General features: G+C 31.1%; 19 protein-coding genes and 1 other annotated feature. All 19 genes read right to left on the bottom strand.

All coding sequences use genetic code 11. The features are described from left to right. Positions 1–9: 9 nt before the first annotated feature. The gene (locus ACIQ4I_RS03450) at positions 10–1,119 is read right to left on the bottom strand and encodes a sensor histidine kinase (protein WP_403092774.1); all 1,110 of its coding nucleotides are present in this window, start codon (positions 1,117–1,119) and stop codon (positions 10–12) included. 1 nt (position 1,120) lies between these two features. Continuing rightward, entirely contained in the window at positions 1,121–1,756 is a 636-nt protein-coding gene (locus tag ACIQ4I_RS03455; RefSeq protein ID WP_403092775.1) for a response regulator, read from the bottom strand. 290 nt (positions 1,757–2,046) lie between these two features. Continuing rightward, the gene (locus tag ACIQ4I_RS03460; protein ID WP_403092776.1) at positions 2,047–2,706 is read right to left on the bottom strand and encodes a hypothetical protein; all 660 of its coding nucleotides are present in this window, start codon (positions 2,704–2,706) and stop codon (positions 2,047–2,049) included. A 298-nt stretch (positions 2,707–3,004) separates the two neighbouring features. Beyond that, on the bottom strand, positions 3,005–3,547 hold the full coding sequence (locus ACIQ4I_RS03465; RefSeq protein WP_403092777.1) for an SMI1/KNR4 family protein: 543 nt from the start codon (positions 3,545–3,547) through the stop codon (positions 3,005–3,007). A gap of 484 nt (positions 3,548–4,031) precedes the next feature. After that, the gene (locus ACIQ4I_RS03470) at positions 4,032–4,451 is read right to left on the bottom strand and encodes a DUF4279 domain-containing protein (RefSeq protein ID WP_403093374.1); all 420 of its coding nucleotides are present in this window, start codon (positions 4,449–4,451) and stop codon (positions 4,032–4,034) included. Between the two features lie 569 nt (positions 4,452–5,020). Beyond that, complete coding sequence (locus ACIQ4I_RS03475) at positions 5,021–5,629, bottom strand: DUF2247 family protein (protein WP_403092778.1); 609 nt, start codon at positions 5,627–5,629, stop codon at positions 5,021–5,023. Between the two features lie 215 nt (positions 5,630–5,844). Next, positions 5,845–6,417, bottom strand: a complete 573-nt coding sequence (locus ACIQ4I_RS03480; protein WP_403092779.1) for a hypothetical protein — start codon at positions 6,415–6,417, stop codon at positions 5,845–5,847. A gap of 235 nt (positions 6,418–6,652) precedes the next feature. Beyond that, positions 6,653–7,129: a hypothetical protein gene (locus ACIQ4I_RS03485; RefSeq protein ID WP_403092780.1), complete on the bottom strand. Its 477-nt coding sequence runs from the start codon at positions 7,127–7,129 to the stop codon at positions 6,653–6,655. Between the two features lie 117 nt (positions 7,130–7,246). Then, positions 7,247–7,837, bottom strand: a complete 591-nt coding sequence (locus tag ACIQ4I_RS03490; protein WP_403093376.1) for an RHS repeat-associated core domain-containing protein — start codon at positions 7,835–7,837, stop codon at positions 7,247–7,249. Positions 7,838–9,257: 1,420 nt separating this feature from the next. Further along, positions 9,258–9,473 (bottom strand): hypothetical protein, encoded by a 216-nt coding sequence (locus ACIQ4I_RS03495; protein ID WP_403092781.1) that lies wholly within the window; start codon positions 9,471–9,473, stop codon positions 9,258–9,260. A 231-nt stretch (positions 9,474–9,704) separates the two neighbouring features. Further along, positions 9,705–10,061, bottom strand: a complete 357-nt coding sequence (locus tag ACIQ4I_RS03500) for a hypothetical protein (RefSeq protein ID WP_403092782.1) — start codon at positions 10,059–10,061, stop codon at positions 9,705–9,707. Positions 10,062–10,234: 173 nt separating this feature from the next. After that, positions 10,235–10,558: a MafI2 family immunity protein gene (locus ACIQ4I_RS03505; protein ID WP_403092783.1), complete on the bottom strand. Its 324-nt coding sequence runs from the start codon at positions 10,556–10,558 to the stop codon at positions 10,235–10,237. Between the two features lie 492 nt (positions 10,559–11,050). Continuing rightward, complete coding sequence (locus ACIQ4I_RS03510; RefSeq protein WP_403092784.1) at positions 11,051–11,605, bottom strand: hypothetical protein; 555 nt, start codon at positions 11,603–11,605, stop codon at positions 11,051–11,053. Positions 11,606–11,813: 208 nt separating this feature from the next. Beyond that, positions 11,814–12,743, bottom strand: coding sequence for a DMT family transporter (locus ACIQ4I_RS03515; RefSeq protein ID WP_403092785.1), 930 nt, complete (start codon positions 12,741–12,743; stop codon positions 11,814–11,816). A gap of 223 nt (positions 12,744–12,966) precedes the next feature. Further along, positions 12,967–13,668: a helix-turn-helix transcriptional regulator gene (locus ACIQ4I_RS03520; RefSeq protein ID WP_403092786.1), complete on the bottom strand. Its 702-nt coding sequence runs from the start codon at positions 13,666–13,668 to the stop codon at positions 12,967–12,969. A 344-nt stretch (positions 13,669–14,012) separates the two neighbouring features. After that, positions 14,013–14,645, bottom strand: coding sequence for a type 1 glutamine amidotransferase family protein (locus tag ACIQ4I_RS03525; protein ID WP_403092788.1), 633 nt, complete (start codon positions 14,643–14,645; stop codon positions 14,013–14,015). Positions 14,646–14,912: 267 nt separating this feature from the next. Further along, the gene (locus ACIQ4I_RS03530) at positions 14,913–16,220 is read right to left on the bottom strand and encodes an MFS transporter (RefSeq protein WP_403092789.1); all 1,308 of its coding nucleotides are present in this window, start codon (positions 16,218–16,220) and stop codon (positions 14,913–14,915) included. Further along, positions 16,205–16,468, bottom strand: a binding site (T-box leader). (Overlaps the previous gene by 16 nt.) Before the next feature lie 177 nt (positions 16,469–16,645). Next, positions 16,646–17,143 carry a S4 domain-containing protein gene (locus ACIQ4I_RS03535; RefSeq protein ID WP_403092790.1) on the bottom strand — a complete coding sequence of 166 codons (498 nt, stop codon included), beginning with the start codon at positions 17,141–17,143 and terminating at the stop codon, positions 16,646–16,648. Positions 17,144–17,460: 317 nt separating this feature from the next. Then, positions 17,461–18,009: a DinB family protein gene (locus tag ACIQ4I_RS03540; protein ID WP_403092791.1), complete on the bottom strand. Its 549-nt coding sequence runs from the start codon at positions 18,007–18,009 to the stop codon at positions 17,461–17,463. Positions 18,010–18,250: the final 241 nt, after the last annotated feature.

Consider the following 18,250-nt stretch of genomic DNA (forward strand, 5'->3'; position numbering starts at 1 on the left):
TTATATTGTTTATTGGATTGGAATTAACATCGTGACTGAAAAGCCATCGGTACCGTCCACAATAATCGTTCCGTTGATTGATGCAGTCCGCTCCTCCATTCCAATCAATCCAAGTCCTTTTTTTACATTTTGGATTCCAACTCCATTATCCTTCACTTCCGCTTTGATCATCGTGTTTAGGACGTGAATTTCAATGGAAACCGTCGTCGCTTCAGAATATTTAAGGGCGTTAGTTACGGCCTCTGTCAAATTTCCCTGAATAATTTTCCACTGAATCGGGGTGATCCGTTCCATATTTCCCTTATAAACAAAGGGCATATCCATCGAATGTTTGGCAGAAAACTCTTCTATGAAAAATTTAACCCGATTAATGCCCATTTGTTCTGTAGGCGGCTTCAAATTTTTCAGGGTCATGCGGATACTTTCGATACCCAGTTTTGAAATATTAATAGCATTTTGCAGCAATTCTAGAGCTTTCACCTGATCAGATCCCACCAACCGCTTGGCCGCCTCCATTTGAATGAGAGCGCCGGTCATCGAGTGGCCAATTTTATCATGAAATACTTGAGCAAGGCGATTCCTCTCCTCCAATTTAAACGTATATTCAGATTGCCTGATGAATTCATTATTTTCATTCAAGCTTTTCGTTAACTTCTGAAGATTTTTCCTCATCATATCCAATTGATCCTCTTGCCTTTGCAGCCGTGAAACGAACTGCATAAGCATCATATAAATGAGACAACTTAGAGCTGCCACCAGTCCATATTGAAAACTTAAATCATCTTGAAGCCAAATAAGCGGCAGAAATACCAAGATTAGCATCATAAACCGTTTTTCCTGATTAAAAGGAGAAAATTCGCATAAATTTAACGGCAGCAGCAAGATAAAAAACGGCTGTACCTTATAATAGGAAAAGAGAATTTGGACCAGTGAGATGAATAGAACAACCTTCTTCATCCTTTGCCGCTTCACGATATAGAGCACAATATTGATGCTCAAATAAAGTAGCAAGGAAAAAATAATCCAAGGAATATTCGGGTCCGGCAATGTGCCATGAATAAACCAGAGCGACAAATATCCCAATAATATGAGTTTACTAAGAATGATGAAGAATTCCATGTTAGTGAATTCTTCCCGTTAAAAAGTAAATCGCAATTTGCGTGCGATGACTCAACCCCGTTTTACTAAGAATAGAGGTAATATAGTTGGCAATAGTTCCTTCTGAAATATAAAGTTGTTTGGAAATCTCCTTATTTGAAAACCCCTTTGCAATCAAAGCCATAATATCCAATTCCCGCTCACTAAACAGGCTCGTATCTACTTTACTTTCCTGCTTATTTTCCATCAAATTGGATTTTATTTTCTCCAACACAACATCCTGCATGATGGTATTGCCATTATATACACTAGTAATCGCTTCACGAATTCGTTCCGGGTCATTATTTTTCAATAAATAGCCTTTGGCGCCATTCTTAATGGCATCCAAAATATACTCATCATCATCAAAAGTAGTAATAATCAACGTCTTTGTCTTTGTTTGTTCACTAATTAACTTGGTTGCTTCCACACCATTCATATTCGGCATCCGCACATCTAATAAGACCACATCGATTTCATGCTGTTTACAGTAATCCACCGCCTCTAGCCCGTCATTTACCGCAGCTATCACTTCGAATTCTTCATATGTATTTAAAATTATTTTCATTCCTTCACGAATAAAGGAATTATCATCAGCAATCAGCACTTTGATTTTCATGTTCCCACCATCCTTTTCCATTATCATAGCAAGGATGGTGTCATAACGCACTAATAGGTGTTAGAAAAACATTCGACAAAATGCGAGTTAAGACAGTCGCTTATAATAGATAAAGGCGATTGCTATAGATTAGTAGCAATCGCCTTTTATAAAACCTCATTTACTTGTGGTATGGCTCACCGTTGGGTCGCTAATAATTTTGAGCAGTATAAATAGATAATTTAATGAGATAAAAAATAGCCTTGTTAAATTATTTTTAACAAGGCTAACTTTACTTTCTTCTGTTTCGACTAATTCACCACTTTACCTTTGGCATTCAAAATTTTTATTTTATAAGAGTCAATATGTGATACTGAGTTTAGTTCTTTAGAATGTAAGATTTTATTTATTGTTTCTTCAATTTCTATTGCTAACTTATGTGCATCTTTATTGGAATCTTTTATTGATGTATGAATGGTAATGGATTCTTGAAAAGCAGTATTTATATTTCCTATTACTTCGTAATCTTCTTTTAGATTCTCCGCTAATGTATTTGTTAAAAGTAGAAGTTCTTTATGTTTATTTTTTTGTTCTTCAGTGATGAAAGATAAATCAAGCCTCTTTACAACAACTGTATAGTTTTTTAATGTAGAATATTTTATTACACTTTTTGCAATGGACTCAATATCCTTTTTTACTGAATTAAAATAATCTTCATTTTCTTGAACTTGTATATTCAATTCATTCTTTGGATCCGAACCTACAACAAATTTCAAACCCTTATATTTATCATGGATTTTTTCAGTTACTGTGTTCAATATAGGAATATTTAGTTCTTCTTTTTTAGTAAATAAAGGTTTTCCCTCTTTATTTGCAACAGCAGTATCAGCTTCTAAAGATTTAATTAACAGGCTTAATGCTGCTATTCCGACTATTAGTATTCCAACAATAATCATGATCCTTTTTAACATATAATCCCTCCCGTTAGAAGGTATGTCCTGCATCTACCTGAAATTACATAAAAAAAATTCATTCAAATAAAAACTCATTGTATTGCATGGCTTTTATTAGCTGCTCTTATTATGGTATTACGTTCTCAAAAATACATTATTGTATTTGTTTGTTTTAAATCATTATAAAGATCTGAACATTTGTATATCACGTAAATAAAAAAGTGACGTCACTTCAATCAAGAGGTAACGTCACTACTAACAGCCGGGTCATATAAAATTTTATTCCTGATCTTCTAGAATTTTCAGAATTTCCCCATTAATATTCTGGAAGGTTAGGATCTTCCCAGAAAAACTCTCCAGTCTTTTCAATAACGTTCTCAATAAATGAAGCAAATGACTCTTTTGTCTCCTCAGGCATTATATGGCCCACGTAGATAGCTCCTTGCGAAGAATCCTTTTTTACTTTTTTATCATCTATCATAATATATCCTACATCTGGGAATTCCCCAATAGGATAGTCTTTGGTAGGTTCAAGGTCATCTACTTTTCGGTCTTCTTGAACAATCAAGAAATTCTCACAAATTTCATCCAAGCTAAAAAATTTATATTCTACAAGGTAACTTTTGAAAAGCGTCATCCCATTATGTAGCAGGAGAAATTCTCTATAATCTTGTGGGATTATTATCCCTAATTCTTTTTCTAACGAAAATATTTCCTCTTCTGTTGAAGGAGGATTAAATTCACACTCTTCGCGTAAAATAGTACCATCACGCCCTATTAAGCCATCTGGATCTAATCGAATAAAATTTTCATCTAGCTGACTTTTAAGAGCATCTAACACTTTTTTGATTTTTGTCATATTTATTTACTCCTAACTAATTAATAACTATCAAACCAAGTGGTGATTTTTTGGTGTTTTCTCTAGGAATGGAGAAAAAATTAGAAGTAGACTGAACAATAATAATATATGGTTCTTTACTGATATCAAAAATATCTCTCCTCTTATTCCATTTAGTATATTACACAATATAACATTTATGGGAGTCATATAAATCCACATATTTCACCAAATATTAATCATGACCATTTAACTAATTTTTATAATTATCTTGATTTTTATTCCAATTTTTAAGATTGCTAATTACTTATGTTATTTAGCATAAATTAGGAACTTTCACCTTTTTAAAAGAGTTTATCAACTTTTTTAAATAAATTTTTATCATCAATATTGATTTTGGGTAAACATCAAAAACCCCCTCTTCCATTTAGGCTGAGGGGTTAATCTTGAATCAAGTTTCTTTAATCGAAGCACCTTTTTAGTTAAACAAAAACTAATAATTTTCTTAACTACATATATATAAATCAAAGTAGATTTCCGCTTGGATTAAACTGGCGAAATCTATAATGTGTTTCCGTAAATACGTTGCAGGCGTTTCTTCATTTTCCACTTTAATTACAATCATAAAAAGAAACTCTAAACTATATTTCTCTTTTAATTGTTTTAATTCTTTCGTTTTGCCTTCAAGAGATTTAAGAATTGGATTCAACTGGTCATAAATGTCGTATGATTCTTGATATCCAGTGCTTAAAGTCCAATCGGTTACTTTTCTCCGTCTAATTTTGTTTGAAGTTGATACAAGATTGGGATTATTAGTTCTTTCTATAATATCTCCCTTTTTGTATGATTCTGTAGGTTCAATAGCAAGAGTATCGGTTACTACCTCCAAAGGAAATTCATCACCTGTAGCACTAAAGTAAGCCATTACTTTTGTTTTATCCAATACACTTCATCCTCTTTCTTTTATAAAAAATGTTTATTTACTCATAGCATCATTAATATTTAATCTCTAAAACATTAAGGGTTTCCTATTCTACAAATCTGCCCTTTAGGTGAAGAACAAAGAAAACATTTATCTTCATAGCACTATAATTATCTTATTTTAAGGCAATTTTTCGTAAAGATATTGCGGATCTGATTTTCCACCTTTTTTCATTATATATAATTTTTTTGTTTTCTTATCTTTAATGAGCTCCTTGAGCTTTTGATTCTAGATACTCCACTTTCAACTTATGAGCATCAATCCCTTTTCGTTTTAAATATGAAGTACTTACCATGTCTAAATCTTGTTTTTTGACTTTTTTTGATTTAATTTTTTTCTTTTAATATTTTTTAGGTAGTTTTCCAATATATCTAACCGCTTTGTGTCCAGCCTTTTTAACTCCGTACGAGACTGTTTTTCTAACAATTAATCCACCCACTATTACAAATGAAACAGTCCTAAAAACATTAGTAATTGCATTTGGAGGTCTTTTATCGTGTCAACAGAACTATTTAAATATTTTTTTCTACTATCTGTTTTTGTTCTTCTAAAAATTGATACCATCTATTTAAAAATAGTTCTTGATTCTTCTCTGTTACTTCAAAAGACATCGTGAAATATCGAAAATCACGAGCTGGTATTGAAGGAACTTTAAAATCCCATATAACATCATAAACTTTAGTGCTATAGTCTATTTCTTCTAATGAATTTTCGTATCCTTTAGGATGATTATTTTTTTTAGGATCTTGATACAACCACAATAAAGCAATATAAAGATATTTGTTTTTACAATCTATCATGAATTGTTTATTTTCCAATAACGTTGAATCAATTATTTTCTCTTCTATTAAATCATTAATATATTTTTTTGCTAAGTCTTCTTCATCTTTAAAAAGTGAAGCAAGCTCAAATAAAGTATTTGAAGCACTATCATTAATTGATACGACTGATACTGCTTTTTCAATAGCATAGTTTATAGAAACATATTGACTTTTAAATCCAAAATATAACTCATTCCAATTTAAAGTGGTGTGTTCTGTAAAGAAAGCATACGGAATATTTAAATTTAACGAGTTCTCTGGCATATCTAAAATAAACTCTTCTAGTTGATAATCTTTCATATTAAAAATTAATCTCCATCTTTTCCATCATTATCTCGAATAGACACAACATCATCACGGTGGTTTGTTTATTAATACTCGTATAGTTTTTATGGAACAATACAACACCCCTATAACTGTTAAAATAATCGGGGTTAATTTAGTAGGTTAATTTAGTAATTGTATAGTTTACTAAAAAACCATTATTCTTTGATTACATCTTTCTTTTTTCCTTTTCACAATTCCAAATCACTATTTGCAAGATTTATAGTCCAATTATCTGGTATAAGAGGAAGTAGCTTTTTAGGTTTATTTATTTTTTCATCCAATGTACGAATACTAATACCTACTTCACTAATATCAAGAAATGTCATTATTTCTTCTGTTAGTAAGTTTGGAAATGCCACATCATTCACTAAATCATATCCTAGGAAATGCTCGAAAGGGATTTCTTTCTTCTTTCTTCCTATGATAATACTACTACCCAGCCCGTTTATTGCGTTTATATATACATTATGCATTAATTTTTCGAATTGACTTCTAGAATAAATATTACCAATCAATAGATTATTTTCTGATTTTATCACTTTCATCTTAATTTCCATATCCTCTTCCGAAGCAAATAAACCATCTAAAACAACTGTACATGGATAATCGATGATTTTAGCAAGAAACAATCCTAAATTAACTTCTTGATCCTGCGAATCTAATGAAACTCCTATTTCAATTGATGAAAAGTGTTTTTCATTTTTAAAATATTCTCCCTTCCATAAATCGGATGTATATTGAATAAAGACCTCATTTTTCATTTTATTCACCTCTTTTTAATTCAACTTTTATTCCAAATTTTTCAATTCATTATTTTTACATTCTATATTCTTAGCATCTTTATAATAAATCTGGAATAGTGTTAAAGAATAATATATATTCATATAATTCAACGTTATTCACATCTATTTCAATCCTCAATACAAAAAGTTGGAATGTTGAGACCAAATCATCCCCAAACATTCCAACTTTGTGATGTTGTTTATACTATAAGTTTTACAATCTATCCCCACTATTTTTTGACTGGATTATATAGATGTTACTAGATTCACACTCACATTTATAGTGTCCCACGTTAAATTCATTCAGGTTTATTAAATCTTTTAAATATTTGGGGACAGTGCAATTCCAGTTTAAATTATCTATTTTAAAAGGGAAATTGTCTTCATTAGGGTTAGGTGTATGCAAATAAATGGCATCTGAACCCGCCTCTTCATCAACTATTTCAATCCATAATTGATAAGGTTTTTCAAATTCTTGAAGCTTTTCTAAAAAATCATTGTGTAACGCTATATATGCTTTAATTTGTTCTTTTCTTATCTTTAAACTAGTATTTCCATGCCCGTAAAAATCAAGATGCGTATGCCATAAATCAAACCAACTGCCCTTCCCAAATTCTAAATCATAATACTTAATTCTAGCCTCTCTCCATAAATTACGAAAATAGCGTTTTTTTCCACGGAATTTTTTCAAAAAAAATATTCCTCCTACTTACTAAAATTACTCTTTAATTTTAAACAGATATCAATTTTCATAAGTATCATTTACTGTATACTTAAACTTTAAAACCTCTTTTACGTAAGAATTATTTTATTTCTTTTGGTGGTCTAGTTGATTCACCTTTGTGATGTGGGTACCATCTTGATTAACCGATCCTTTTTTTCCTCCCTTTTTCCAATGCGCGTGATTCTTACCATGATGTTCTTCTACTCTAACATTCCATCCTTTAATATTTTTACTAGTAAAATACCAATTTGAGTATTTTTTCTTTGCCCATGGGATACCATATTTTCCAATCAACCAAGCACTACCTACCACTGCTCCAATAGCTGCTACAGTCAACCAACCTATTCCAGGAATTAAAATTACGGTAGCAACAGGAATTGCATATTTCCCATCCGAATCCACATAAATCACTGGATTATTATTCCCATAAGTATACCCATTCTGTGACAACGGTTCATCATCACCAGGGTGTGGATCTAGTGCTAAGAATGCACCATTCTCTGGGTTGTAATAACGAGCTTGTAGATAATAGTTCTTAGTTTCCTCATCATAATAGTAGCCTGCATAACGAATAGGGTTGTCTTTTGCGATATCGCCTTCTATTGATAAAACATTTCCATAAGCATCATAACTATAAGAGCCAACTTCTTGGTCGTCTTGATTACAAAACAGTATTACGTGATCTCATTATTTAATTTCACAACTTTCAATTTAGTATAAGTTTTTTTTAGCAATTTTTAATGACTCCATGGAGTTAGGAATAGTGCCACTATAAATATTCCACAGATTGACGCGAATAATATAACTTTGTATGTATTTGCTTTGTCATCAAATGCTTTGAGCATAAAGAAGAGGCTAGTCATTATGCCTAAGAAAAAAATATGAAACAATATAAATATAATAACGTCTGGAGCGTTGCTAAAAATACAATAGAATACAATACATATTAAATATAATAGTAAAGTAAATTTACAAATAGTTAAATAAATTTTACTGTTCATGGTACTCTTGCCAAATACCCCTAGGAAAATTAATATCCAACATGTCAACCCTAGCCAAATATCTATAAAATCTCTCATTCACATAATCTCCCAATCAATAAAATACAATATACTCATATGTTTTTTCTTTCCGAAATATCAACAAGCTAACGATAGTTGTCATCTATACATTATAAAAGCTATATAGAAAATAATTATGGATATTGTTATTAAACTAAATAAAATAATAAGCATTATTTTTTGGACTTTCCTTGGAAATAATTTAATTATTGCTAATAAGGTACTATTTGCCGCATAAATTGTTTCACTCTTTCTATCCCATTTAAAAAGCCATAGTGTGCATCCAAATGATAAAATTATTAGTACAATAAATATTAAATGTACCCACATTTTAAACCCTCCTTGCTACTTTTATAGCTCGTGCCTGCCTCCTCGGATATACGCTTGATAAACGAGCTTTAATGCTCTAGTTTCACCTTGTATCATACCTATTCCAGCATCATATAATGCTTTCCAAACATTAATTTTCCCTCTTTGTGAATATTGTTTTGCTAATTCAGATTTAAACTCCCCTTAAAAAATGTTCAAACTATGCTTCTGTGATTATGATAATTAGAATAAAAATAATTCCTATTAAAAAAACAGTGCGAAACCTTTCATAATAGAGTAATAAATTCCTTTCTAATCTTTATAAATATACAAACCACTACTAAATATTGTAATTAACATTAAAGCAGATAAAATAAATCTAATTTTCACCATAATCTCATCCTATTTTTTTTGTGAATTTTTTAGCCAAATTTATTAATATACCCTCCAAGTAAAATATTTACTTACTTGTATAATGGTATATTATTAATAATCCATTAGAAATAGTATATAAAAATCACATAATTAATACCATATGTATTTTCATCTCATTTGTTATTTAGATATCATTCATTAGTAAGCGTATTGATTTACCTATTCAGCCACTATAACCATCAAATAATAAAAAAACCCGGTGGAAATAGCCCTGTAGATACAAGGTTCTCAACACCGAGAAAGTTCTAAATAATTAATATAAAATTATTGGCTTCACTGAAACTAATTTTTTATTTCAATTTCTTCAATTCATTAATTTTACATTCAATATTCTTAGCCTCTTGATTAGTTAATAATGCATCTGGAATGATGTTGAAGAATAGTAGGTATTCATATAATGAAACATCATTTTCATCTATTTCAATTGCTTTTTTTGCATGATAAAAGGCTGATTGGTACGCTCCCTCTATATGACATAATGGTTCAAAGGTCACAACTTCTCGCAAAATACCCATTCGAATAGAATCATAATATTTATCTTTGTCATAAAGTACTTTGCGAATTTGAGCGATATTCTTTTTAGTCAGCTCTAAACGCCTGATACATCAATAATTGCTACGAGGTTCATCGCCACAATTGTCGCTGCTTGTAAACTGACACATGATAGCCAGCACCAGTTAAGGATCGAAACTATTAACTAAAATCTTTTAATATTCTTAAGTTAAGTTCATAAATAGCTATCTTTCAAAATTATCTATACTGAAACTAATTAATTCAACCCCTGGAATGCGGGAATCACAACATTGCCCTGAAAAATCCAGCAAACCGTTTTCATAAATATTAGGACCCTCAATTCTTATGTCATCCCCTAAAATATTTACTACTCTTAAAGTTATAAAAACAGCAAGTTCAGGTTTATTTAAGTCTAGGCTATAACTTGATTCTACTACAAACATATTATCTTCTTTCCAATAAGGTTCTATAGAAACGATTTCCAATTCTGAACTTTCATTTTTAATTTTATTTACTACTTTTAAAGCCTTCTCTTTATTCTTAGCTTTAATAAAAAAAGTAAACATAATAGCTTTAAACATCTTTTTTCTCCTATCTTTTAGTGAATATTAATTATGTGTTATTTTTCAATCGAGAGACACTTACCAAGATAAAGGATCCCCCCAACCTACACAAAAAAGATTGGGGGAAATACAACTTTGATAAATGTAATTAGGGGGAATTCTGCACTTTTTAGGAAATAAAGGTTTAGTTCTTATCTATTATTATTATTATTTTCATATCTTTTAAACGCCCAATCTGACATAGGAGCCATTTCCATTTTTTGAGGATAAGAAAGTTTTATATATTGCTCTTCCACGCGCTTAATATAATCTGGAAAATCAGAAAGCACTTCTGTGCATGCACAGCTTAATAGTTCTTTCTCGTCTTCCGTATAGGAACCGTCAAAAAATACCTTCCATATTAAAATTCCATTTTCATATCTACAAATTATACCTCTTACATTTGGAGGTATTGCTTCATATAAAGCTCTATGAGTAGACAAAATTAAATTATTCTCATTTGGTGATTCATTCATTTTTTATTAACCCTTCTAGGTTATTTTTTAGCATTTTTTTCGGTGTAGCAGGAACAATATGAGCACCCTTTTTAATTTATGATTCATCAACTTCTTGCAATTGACTCATGAAATCAACTTAGTATTAATTATCAAAGTTTTTAACTAACCTATCCAGAACATATTTAATGCTGGTTCCTCTGTATTCGAAGTAATTCTGCGCTTTTTGCCTTACTCCCAAATGTTTAATTTGGGAATGTTTTTGCAGCTTCATATGTATAATTATTCTTCTCTATCTTTTGCTAATAATAAGCTACTCACCAGTGTGTGAATCCATAAACTTTCTTGTTTTTAAATCGTAAATTTTATAATCCATTTCCCACATATGGTCTTTGGTCCTGTAACCTCACAATAATAAGGTATGGATGTTCCATATGCATCAAGATCAGGAACTCTTTGGATTAAACTTGCACCTTAGCTCCGAAATTAAATAATCCTAAATGAAGATATTTTTTACTCTTCATTAAAATTGTATTGAACACCACTTGGTAAGCTAGCTATCAGGTCTGTTAAATTTGAAAAGTTATTATTCTTTGACAAAAACAATATAGCATCTCCATCTAAATCCACTCCTATAACAATAGCATTTCCCTTCATATTTATCACAGGTTCTGTATCTTGAAAATAGCAAACATCTTCAATCAATGAAACAGCTGCAAACTGATTCATACAACCATTGCCATATATATAAGGGAAGATCATTTTAAACTGTTCGATATTTTCAATACTTCCCTTATAATAATGACTGTCCAAATAAGTATAATGATTGAATAATATTTTTTTCTTACTCATACCCTTTTCAATTTCCGAAGTCATAAAATCATAAGCTTCAAACAAAAAATATACAGGAAATCTATCTATTTTTTCAATCCAATTAATACAAAATTTAATTCTATGGTTTTCCTCTCTATCCTCAAAATAAATGCCACATTTATATACATCTTTTCCCGTAAGGTTAAAAGGAATTTCACCATATGATTCTGGGGTTGTAAGAAAAGTAACTTCCAACTAATTTTCCTCCTTTACTTCTTTTTTAATTAATAATCTTAATTACATATAGAATACTTGGTTATTTATTTATTCTTAGTCCATCTGGAGCTAAAAACCAAGATTGATAGTGTCCTCCATTTGGTAAATGATAATGCCAATAACCTGTTTTTTTCTTTTACTTTTCTTTTCTACTATAACTATTAAATCATTTCCATGTTTAGAGAACTTATTTTATATTTTTACTCCTTGAATCATAACTAACTTTTCGGATTCTGTTTTGGAGTTTTTTGATAGGGAGGGTGGCTATATTTCCTGAAAATAATAATCCGGTTACCACAAATACTGTTGCTGTAATATCAAACATAGTAATAGATTCATTTAAAAAAATAGCAGCTAATATGTATCCGAAAATTGGAGTCATAAATAACCAATTGTTAGCCCTTACCGTATCCTGTTTCAACAGGTAAAACCAAAGCAACATTGTGCCGATCGAAATAAAGAACACCAACCAAATTAGCGAACCAAGTAAATCATAATCCAATTCTAAAAAAAATTTTTCTTTTTCGAGAATATAAGTTATTGGGATTAAAACAACTCCACCAATTGAGACTTGCCAAGTATTAATGACAATACCCGGAAGATTTAAATTGATTTTTTTAAAATAAACACTTCCGATCGCCATTGATACCATTCCTAGTTCTAAAATAATTAATCCACTTACACTAGCCTCACTGGTTGTGATAGATGGCCATATGCCAATTAACAATCCAAATGCTGCTATGACCATTCCTATCCATTCTTGTAAATAAACTTTTCGTTTTAAGCATATAGAGGATAGGAAAGCAACCACAAAAGGATTTGTTGTAACAAATAAATTAAATAAGCCTGCCGATACATAATTCAATGCCCAAAAGGTTGCACCCAGATAAATTGTTGTATTCAATAACCCTAAAACAATTAGTGAGCGCCATTCCTGTGACCTAGGCCAAGGATATTTTTTATTTAACAAATAAACATAAAGAAATAGCAAACCTCCAGCGATCAGAAAGCGAGTGGTAGCCAATACCAAAGGGGTGGTAGAGTTTAAGCCAATCTTTGTAGCTATTGCAGCAGATGACCATAAGAGTGTAAAAAATAAACCTAATACTGTTTTCATTTTTTGCTCCTTTTAAGTTAAGTGACTGCTCAAAAAGAACTGTGATTACAGAAAGAACCACAGGAATCAAGAAGTAACTCGGACTTTAACTAAGTCCATATTAAAATTTTACAAGCATCGGAAAACAGTATTTTTACTGAAACTCAGAATCTTTTTATCCAAATTTCATTATTTGCTTGGTTTATACGATTCATAAGGGTTATTTTCCCAAAACCCTATATTTTTATCGAAATTGGCTTGGTGTTATTTCCTCATATTTTTGGAATAAACGTGTTAAGGACGATTGATGTTCAAAACCTACTTGAACTGCAATGTGTAGAATGGGTAAATCTGTATTCCGTAGTAATTCTTTTGCTTTATTCAAACGAACTTCATGTATATATGCTGAAGGGGATTTCCCAGTTTCTTTTAGAAACCAATCCGAATAATATGAATGATTGTAATGTTCAAGTGAAGCCAGTTTACTTACCGTAATATTCTCATTGTAATGTTCATGGATATAATTAATAGATTTAGGTTGTTGCTCTTGGAGTAAATAATGTGAAATATAGGGGTAAAGGTCTTTAAGAGCAGAGCCATGTAAAGATTGTTTATCGATTTCATTCAGGATTAGATATCTAATCCCTTTCCATTGATTATCTAATTTAAAGGAAATTCCTTTATTATATAGCTTTCTCCTAGTTAGCATAAAATGAGGAATATCTATAACCAAGAATTCGTTACGTACAACTGAATGAAAAGTATGATTACACTCGGGAGGAATAAAAAATAACGTTTGATGGTCTAGTCGAAAATCCTGTGCCTCTGCCTTTATATACAGTTCTCCTATGAGAGGCAAAATTAACTGAGCATAACAATGTGAATGAGTGTTTTGCTTATGTGTATAGGTTCTTCGTTCTGCTACAATTTCTTTAATCTTTTCCATTTTCAATCCTCCTACCCTTTTTTAGTAAGAAAATCCCATACAATTTTACACTATTTTGAGCTCGAAACATTCATCATTATTCCTTCTTTTACTCAACAAATCTAATCCTAATAAAGAAGCACAACTTACTGCAGAATAGATCCTTTGATGGAATAAATAAAATATGATCTCAATCATTAAATCATTTTAAATCACTTAATTCTTCTTTCACTAAAGCACCCGTTTATTTAAGTATAATTATTCACAATAGCTATTAACTTCCCTAAGATTTTTAAGTTATATACAAAAATTGCGCTTTGACATCATCTAAAGAAGTAAAATAAAACTGCAAAGTTTTTTTTAACTCATATATTTATTGAATTCATTAACTCGAAAAAGTATTCAGGTTTATGAGTCTTATTTAGGTTATACCACGAATGTAATGTATCTGGTAAAAATACATCTATTTTCTTCAGTACTTCCATCGCAAATTCTAGAGGAGCTACTCCTGATGCAGTAACCAAATTTTCACCAGCTACCACAGGCCCCATCTCATAAAATTTTTCTCCTTTATAATTAGGACAGACCATTTTAATATACTCTAAGTCATTGCTTGTATGCTTTCTTGAATCTAAGTATCCATTATTCGCTAGCCCCACAGTTGCACCACAAATTGCAGCAACTAAAGTACCCAGCTTTAAAGCTTCACCAATTTTTTTTAAGATAGGTTGATGAATATCTTCTCCCCAAGTATTTCCTCCAGGTAACACTACAAGATCTTCACTCTCAAAGGTACATTCATCTAGAGAAATATCTGGTTTTATACTCAGTCCTCCCATCGTAGTAATAATTTCTTTATTCGCTCCTACTGTAATCACTTTTAAAGGTGCTAAATCCTTTTTGAAATATCTTCCTGAGTTTAGTTCAGCAATTAAATATCCATATTCCCAGTCTGACATTGTATTAAATACATAAAGATAAGCTTTCTTTATTTTCATCCACTAACACTCCAATCACAATTTTTTCATAGTTTATTATTACCAAAATAAAGAACAAACGTTCCTATCAATAAAAATTATATACCACAATTAACCAATAGTCTATTTCTTTTAAATCTATTCTGCTCCATTAGTTGAATAAAAAAAGAGCAGTCTGAACAGATTTAAGTACATTTCTTTACAAACTATTAGCTGGTTAGTTCAATAACTATAAATCTGGAACAGTAAAAGGCTTGCCGATTACTTATCGGTCAAGCCTTTTTATAATTAACTGTTTAAAGAAGAAGCACCTTTTTTAAAATATTCCTGCCGTTTCGCACCTGATACAGCTTTCAATGCCATTAGCCCTAATAAGAAGAAGGCAAATGAACCGATTAACCCCACAGGACGGATCGAAGTTAATTCAGCTGCTAAACCTATTAAAACCGTTAAAGCAACAATGAAACCTGCTTCAATGACACTAAAGATGCTTCCGAATCTTCCCATCATCCTCACAGGAATATGATTTTGGTAAAAAGTCAAATACCCTGTATTTGCAAACGTTACAGCAAACCCTATTAAAAATACACCAGGCGCTGCACTAAAAAAGCCACTTGAACTATAAAGTACTATATAACCTATTGAGGTAAAAATGGTACCAATACCTATTAAAAGATTAACTGCAAGTTGTTTTGAAAATACTGAATTAATAATTGATGCTATTATTATTCCAGCTCCAAAGACACTTAATAAAAACCCATAATTGGTGTCTGATATTGAAAGTACTCCTTTAGCAAATGCTGCCTCGAGAGAATCTATTGCAGTCATGAATATTGTAGTACCACTAAATAATAAATATATCTTTGTGACATAGGTATCGCCCTTACTGAATTTAAAAACAACCCGAAAATCATTTTTTATCAAATCCCATGTAAATCTTTGCCTTTCTGTCTCTTTGAGTCTTGAATCAACATTGGGTAGCATCATTATAATAAGTGCCGAAAAAAATAAAGCCACTGCATTCACATGGATTGCGGTATAAGGAGTACCCATCCAAAATAAAACCCCAGCAATGGTAGGGCCTATTAGTGATCCACAAGAGTTGATAAAACTACGTAGTGCATTAAAGCGTTGCCTATCTTTTTCAGGTATTAGTTTAGTCATATAAACCATAGATGTAGGTTGAAAAATAGCACTTCCCATATTAATGATAAACGCTAGTACATAAACATAAATAAGTGAAGGTAAAAATGGAATTAACGCAATACATATTGCTCGAAAAACGTCTAATCCCATCATAAGCCGCCGTGTATTTACCCGATCAATTAAACTACCTGCCCAAGCATTCGAACATATAGTTGCAATTGGGCCTAGTATATATAAGAAAGCAATTGCAAGTGGGGAACCTGTTTCATTCAATATTATTAAATTTAGTGCGATTAGGTAAACCCATGCACCCACATTTGAAATGCCTATTCCCCCTAATAGTATTAAAGGATACTTCCATGTGGACATAATCACCACTCCTATTTTATTTTTTTGTAAATCAAAATAAAAAAACTCACCCCCAAGATATTTATCTTGGGGGCGAGTCATATCGCGGTGCCACCCCAGTTCATTTCTACATTGCTGCAGAAGCCTTATCGAGTACGGCTTTGTGAATAAATCACCTGCGATACTCTATCTCTTTAACGTGAGAATACGTTGCATCATCATTGTTTCAACAAACAAATCCAATGCACAGCTCCAAGGCTTGTTTCAACACATTTCCTATCCCTCTTTTTCAGCTACCAGAGGTCTCTGTAGATAGTACGTATGTTTACTCTTCTTTTCATAGCTTTGTTATATATAATTTTGTAAATTTTATACTATTTTAAACTAAAATTCAATACAAAAAAGAAGCCCACCAATTATTCAACCACACCTTATTCTTATTCAACTAACCTGCATCGTCAGTTGAATAATTTAAAATATCCTATTCACTAATTTTAAAGTTTAGTTCGGAAGCTAAATGTTTTTCATCAAATGAAAATGGAAATGCGTTCTCCCTTTGACAATCTTGAACTAGGTTTAATGACTTGTTCATTTAATTGAATCGTTCCTTTTTCAATCTTTTCTATGATCTGTGATCGACTCCAATCCTCAATTTGGTTTGCTAGCACTTTATCAATTCGATGTTTTCCTATCACATCATCTAGTACAATGTGTATCACCTTTACTCCTTGTTCTGCTAAGCTGGTTATTGGAAGAATGGCTGACATAATTGAAGATTCTTCTTTCTGCTCCTCAATTTCAGCAACATGCTCTGAGAACGTTTTATAAATAGCTAATTTTTTGTTCCACGTATGATTTTTTTCGCATTTATAAATTGCAAATTTGTAAATGCTTTTTCCGTTTGCGTTATGCCTTCGCACATTGGTGTCAGTAAAAACTGATAATTTGCCACACATTTTGCAGTGCTTTTTTACAGCTCGTTCTGGTATTTGAGAAAGTTTCCAGTGGAATGTTATATTTAACATTAATCCTTCACCCCTTAATAAGATAAAGGTATGCAAGCATCTATTTGGATATCTTGCTTCGCAGTATAAAATTAAATTGAAAAAATTAAAAAGGAGATCCCACAAATGGACCTCCTTTCTTATCTCACTATTCTGATTCGTTACTTTAAATACATTTCTTCACAAGCTCTTCTAAACGTTACTGTAGATCCCCATTTTCCTTAAAAAATGTTATTTCACAAACTGGCCCGATTGCTAGCCCTATTCTTATTAAACTAAAGCACCCCGTTCGCATTTTTAGGAATTTTTAAATGAAATATATGTTTTATAGGTAAATATCATTGTAAGTTATAATATTTTTTGCATAATAAAAAATGATGTTTTTCATGTATACCTAGTATAGCAATACATTGTATTAAATTTGGATAATGAGCTATTGGATCGGGGTAACGTATATGTCCAGCAACGTTATCGCTAATATTAGAAAGTATTTTTTCTAAATGTCTAGTTTCGCTATCTAGCTCGTTTACTATCCAATCAAATGTAATTTTCTCTTTAATACCTTTTGGTGGCACTAAAACAAAAGGTGCTTTCATAGGTTTGTTATGTTTTTCTTTATATTCAGTGAATATATCTTCACTATTAAATTTGTATGACTTTCCTCTTCTTATTGTAGCAACGGGCTTTGAAATCGGTAAATACGGTTTGTTTAACTGTCTAAATAGTCTAATCATTAAGTATAAATGATAATATGTTTCTCCAAAAGACCACTTGTCTTCTTGAGGACGTTCCCATTCTTTATTTTCAAAATTTTTTAGCTCATCAGCAAATTCTTCTCGTTGCTCATAAATGACGGTGAAATAATTTTTCATATACTTACTTTTCATAACGTCTCCTCTAAATATAATCAAAGTTTATTTATCATACCTTATTTAGAGTATAGCATAATAAAATTCCATTATTTAACTATTTATCAATAATCCTCTTATTCAACTAAGCTGTACTGTTAGTTAAATAAAAAAGGAGAAGTCTGAACAGCTCAAATATCCTCCACTAAAGCACCCGTTAGTTAAGTAATTTTTTTCAAGTATAATTTTATGTAACCCTTTTTTATAAGTATCAATGATT

It is taken from the genome of Rummeliibacillus sp. NPDC094406 (assembly GCF_044763875.1).
In the GTDB taxonomy this organism is placed as follows: Bacteria; Bacillota; Bacilli; order Bacillales_A; family Planococcaceae; genus Rummeliibacillus.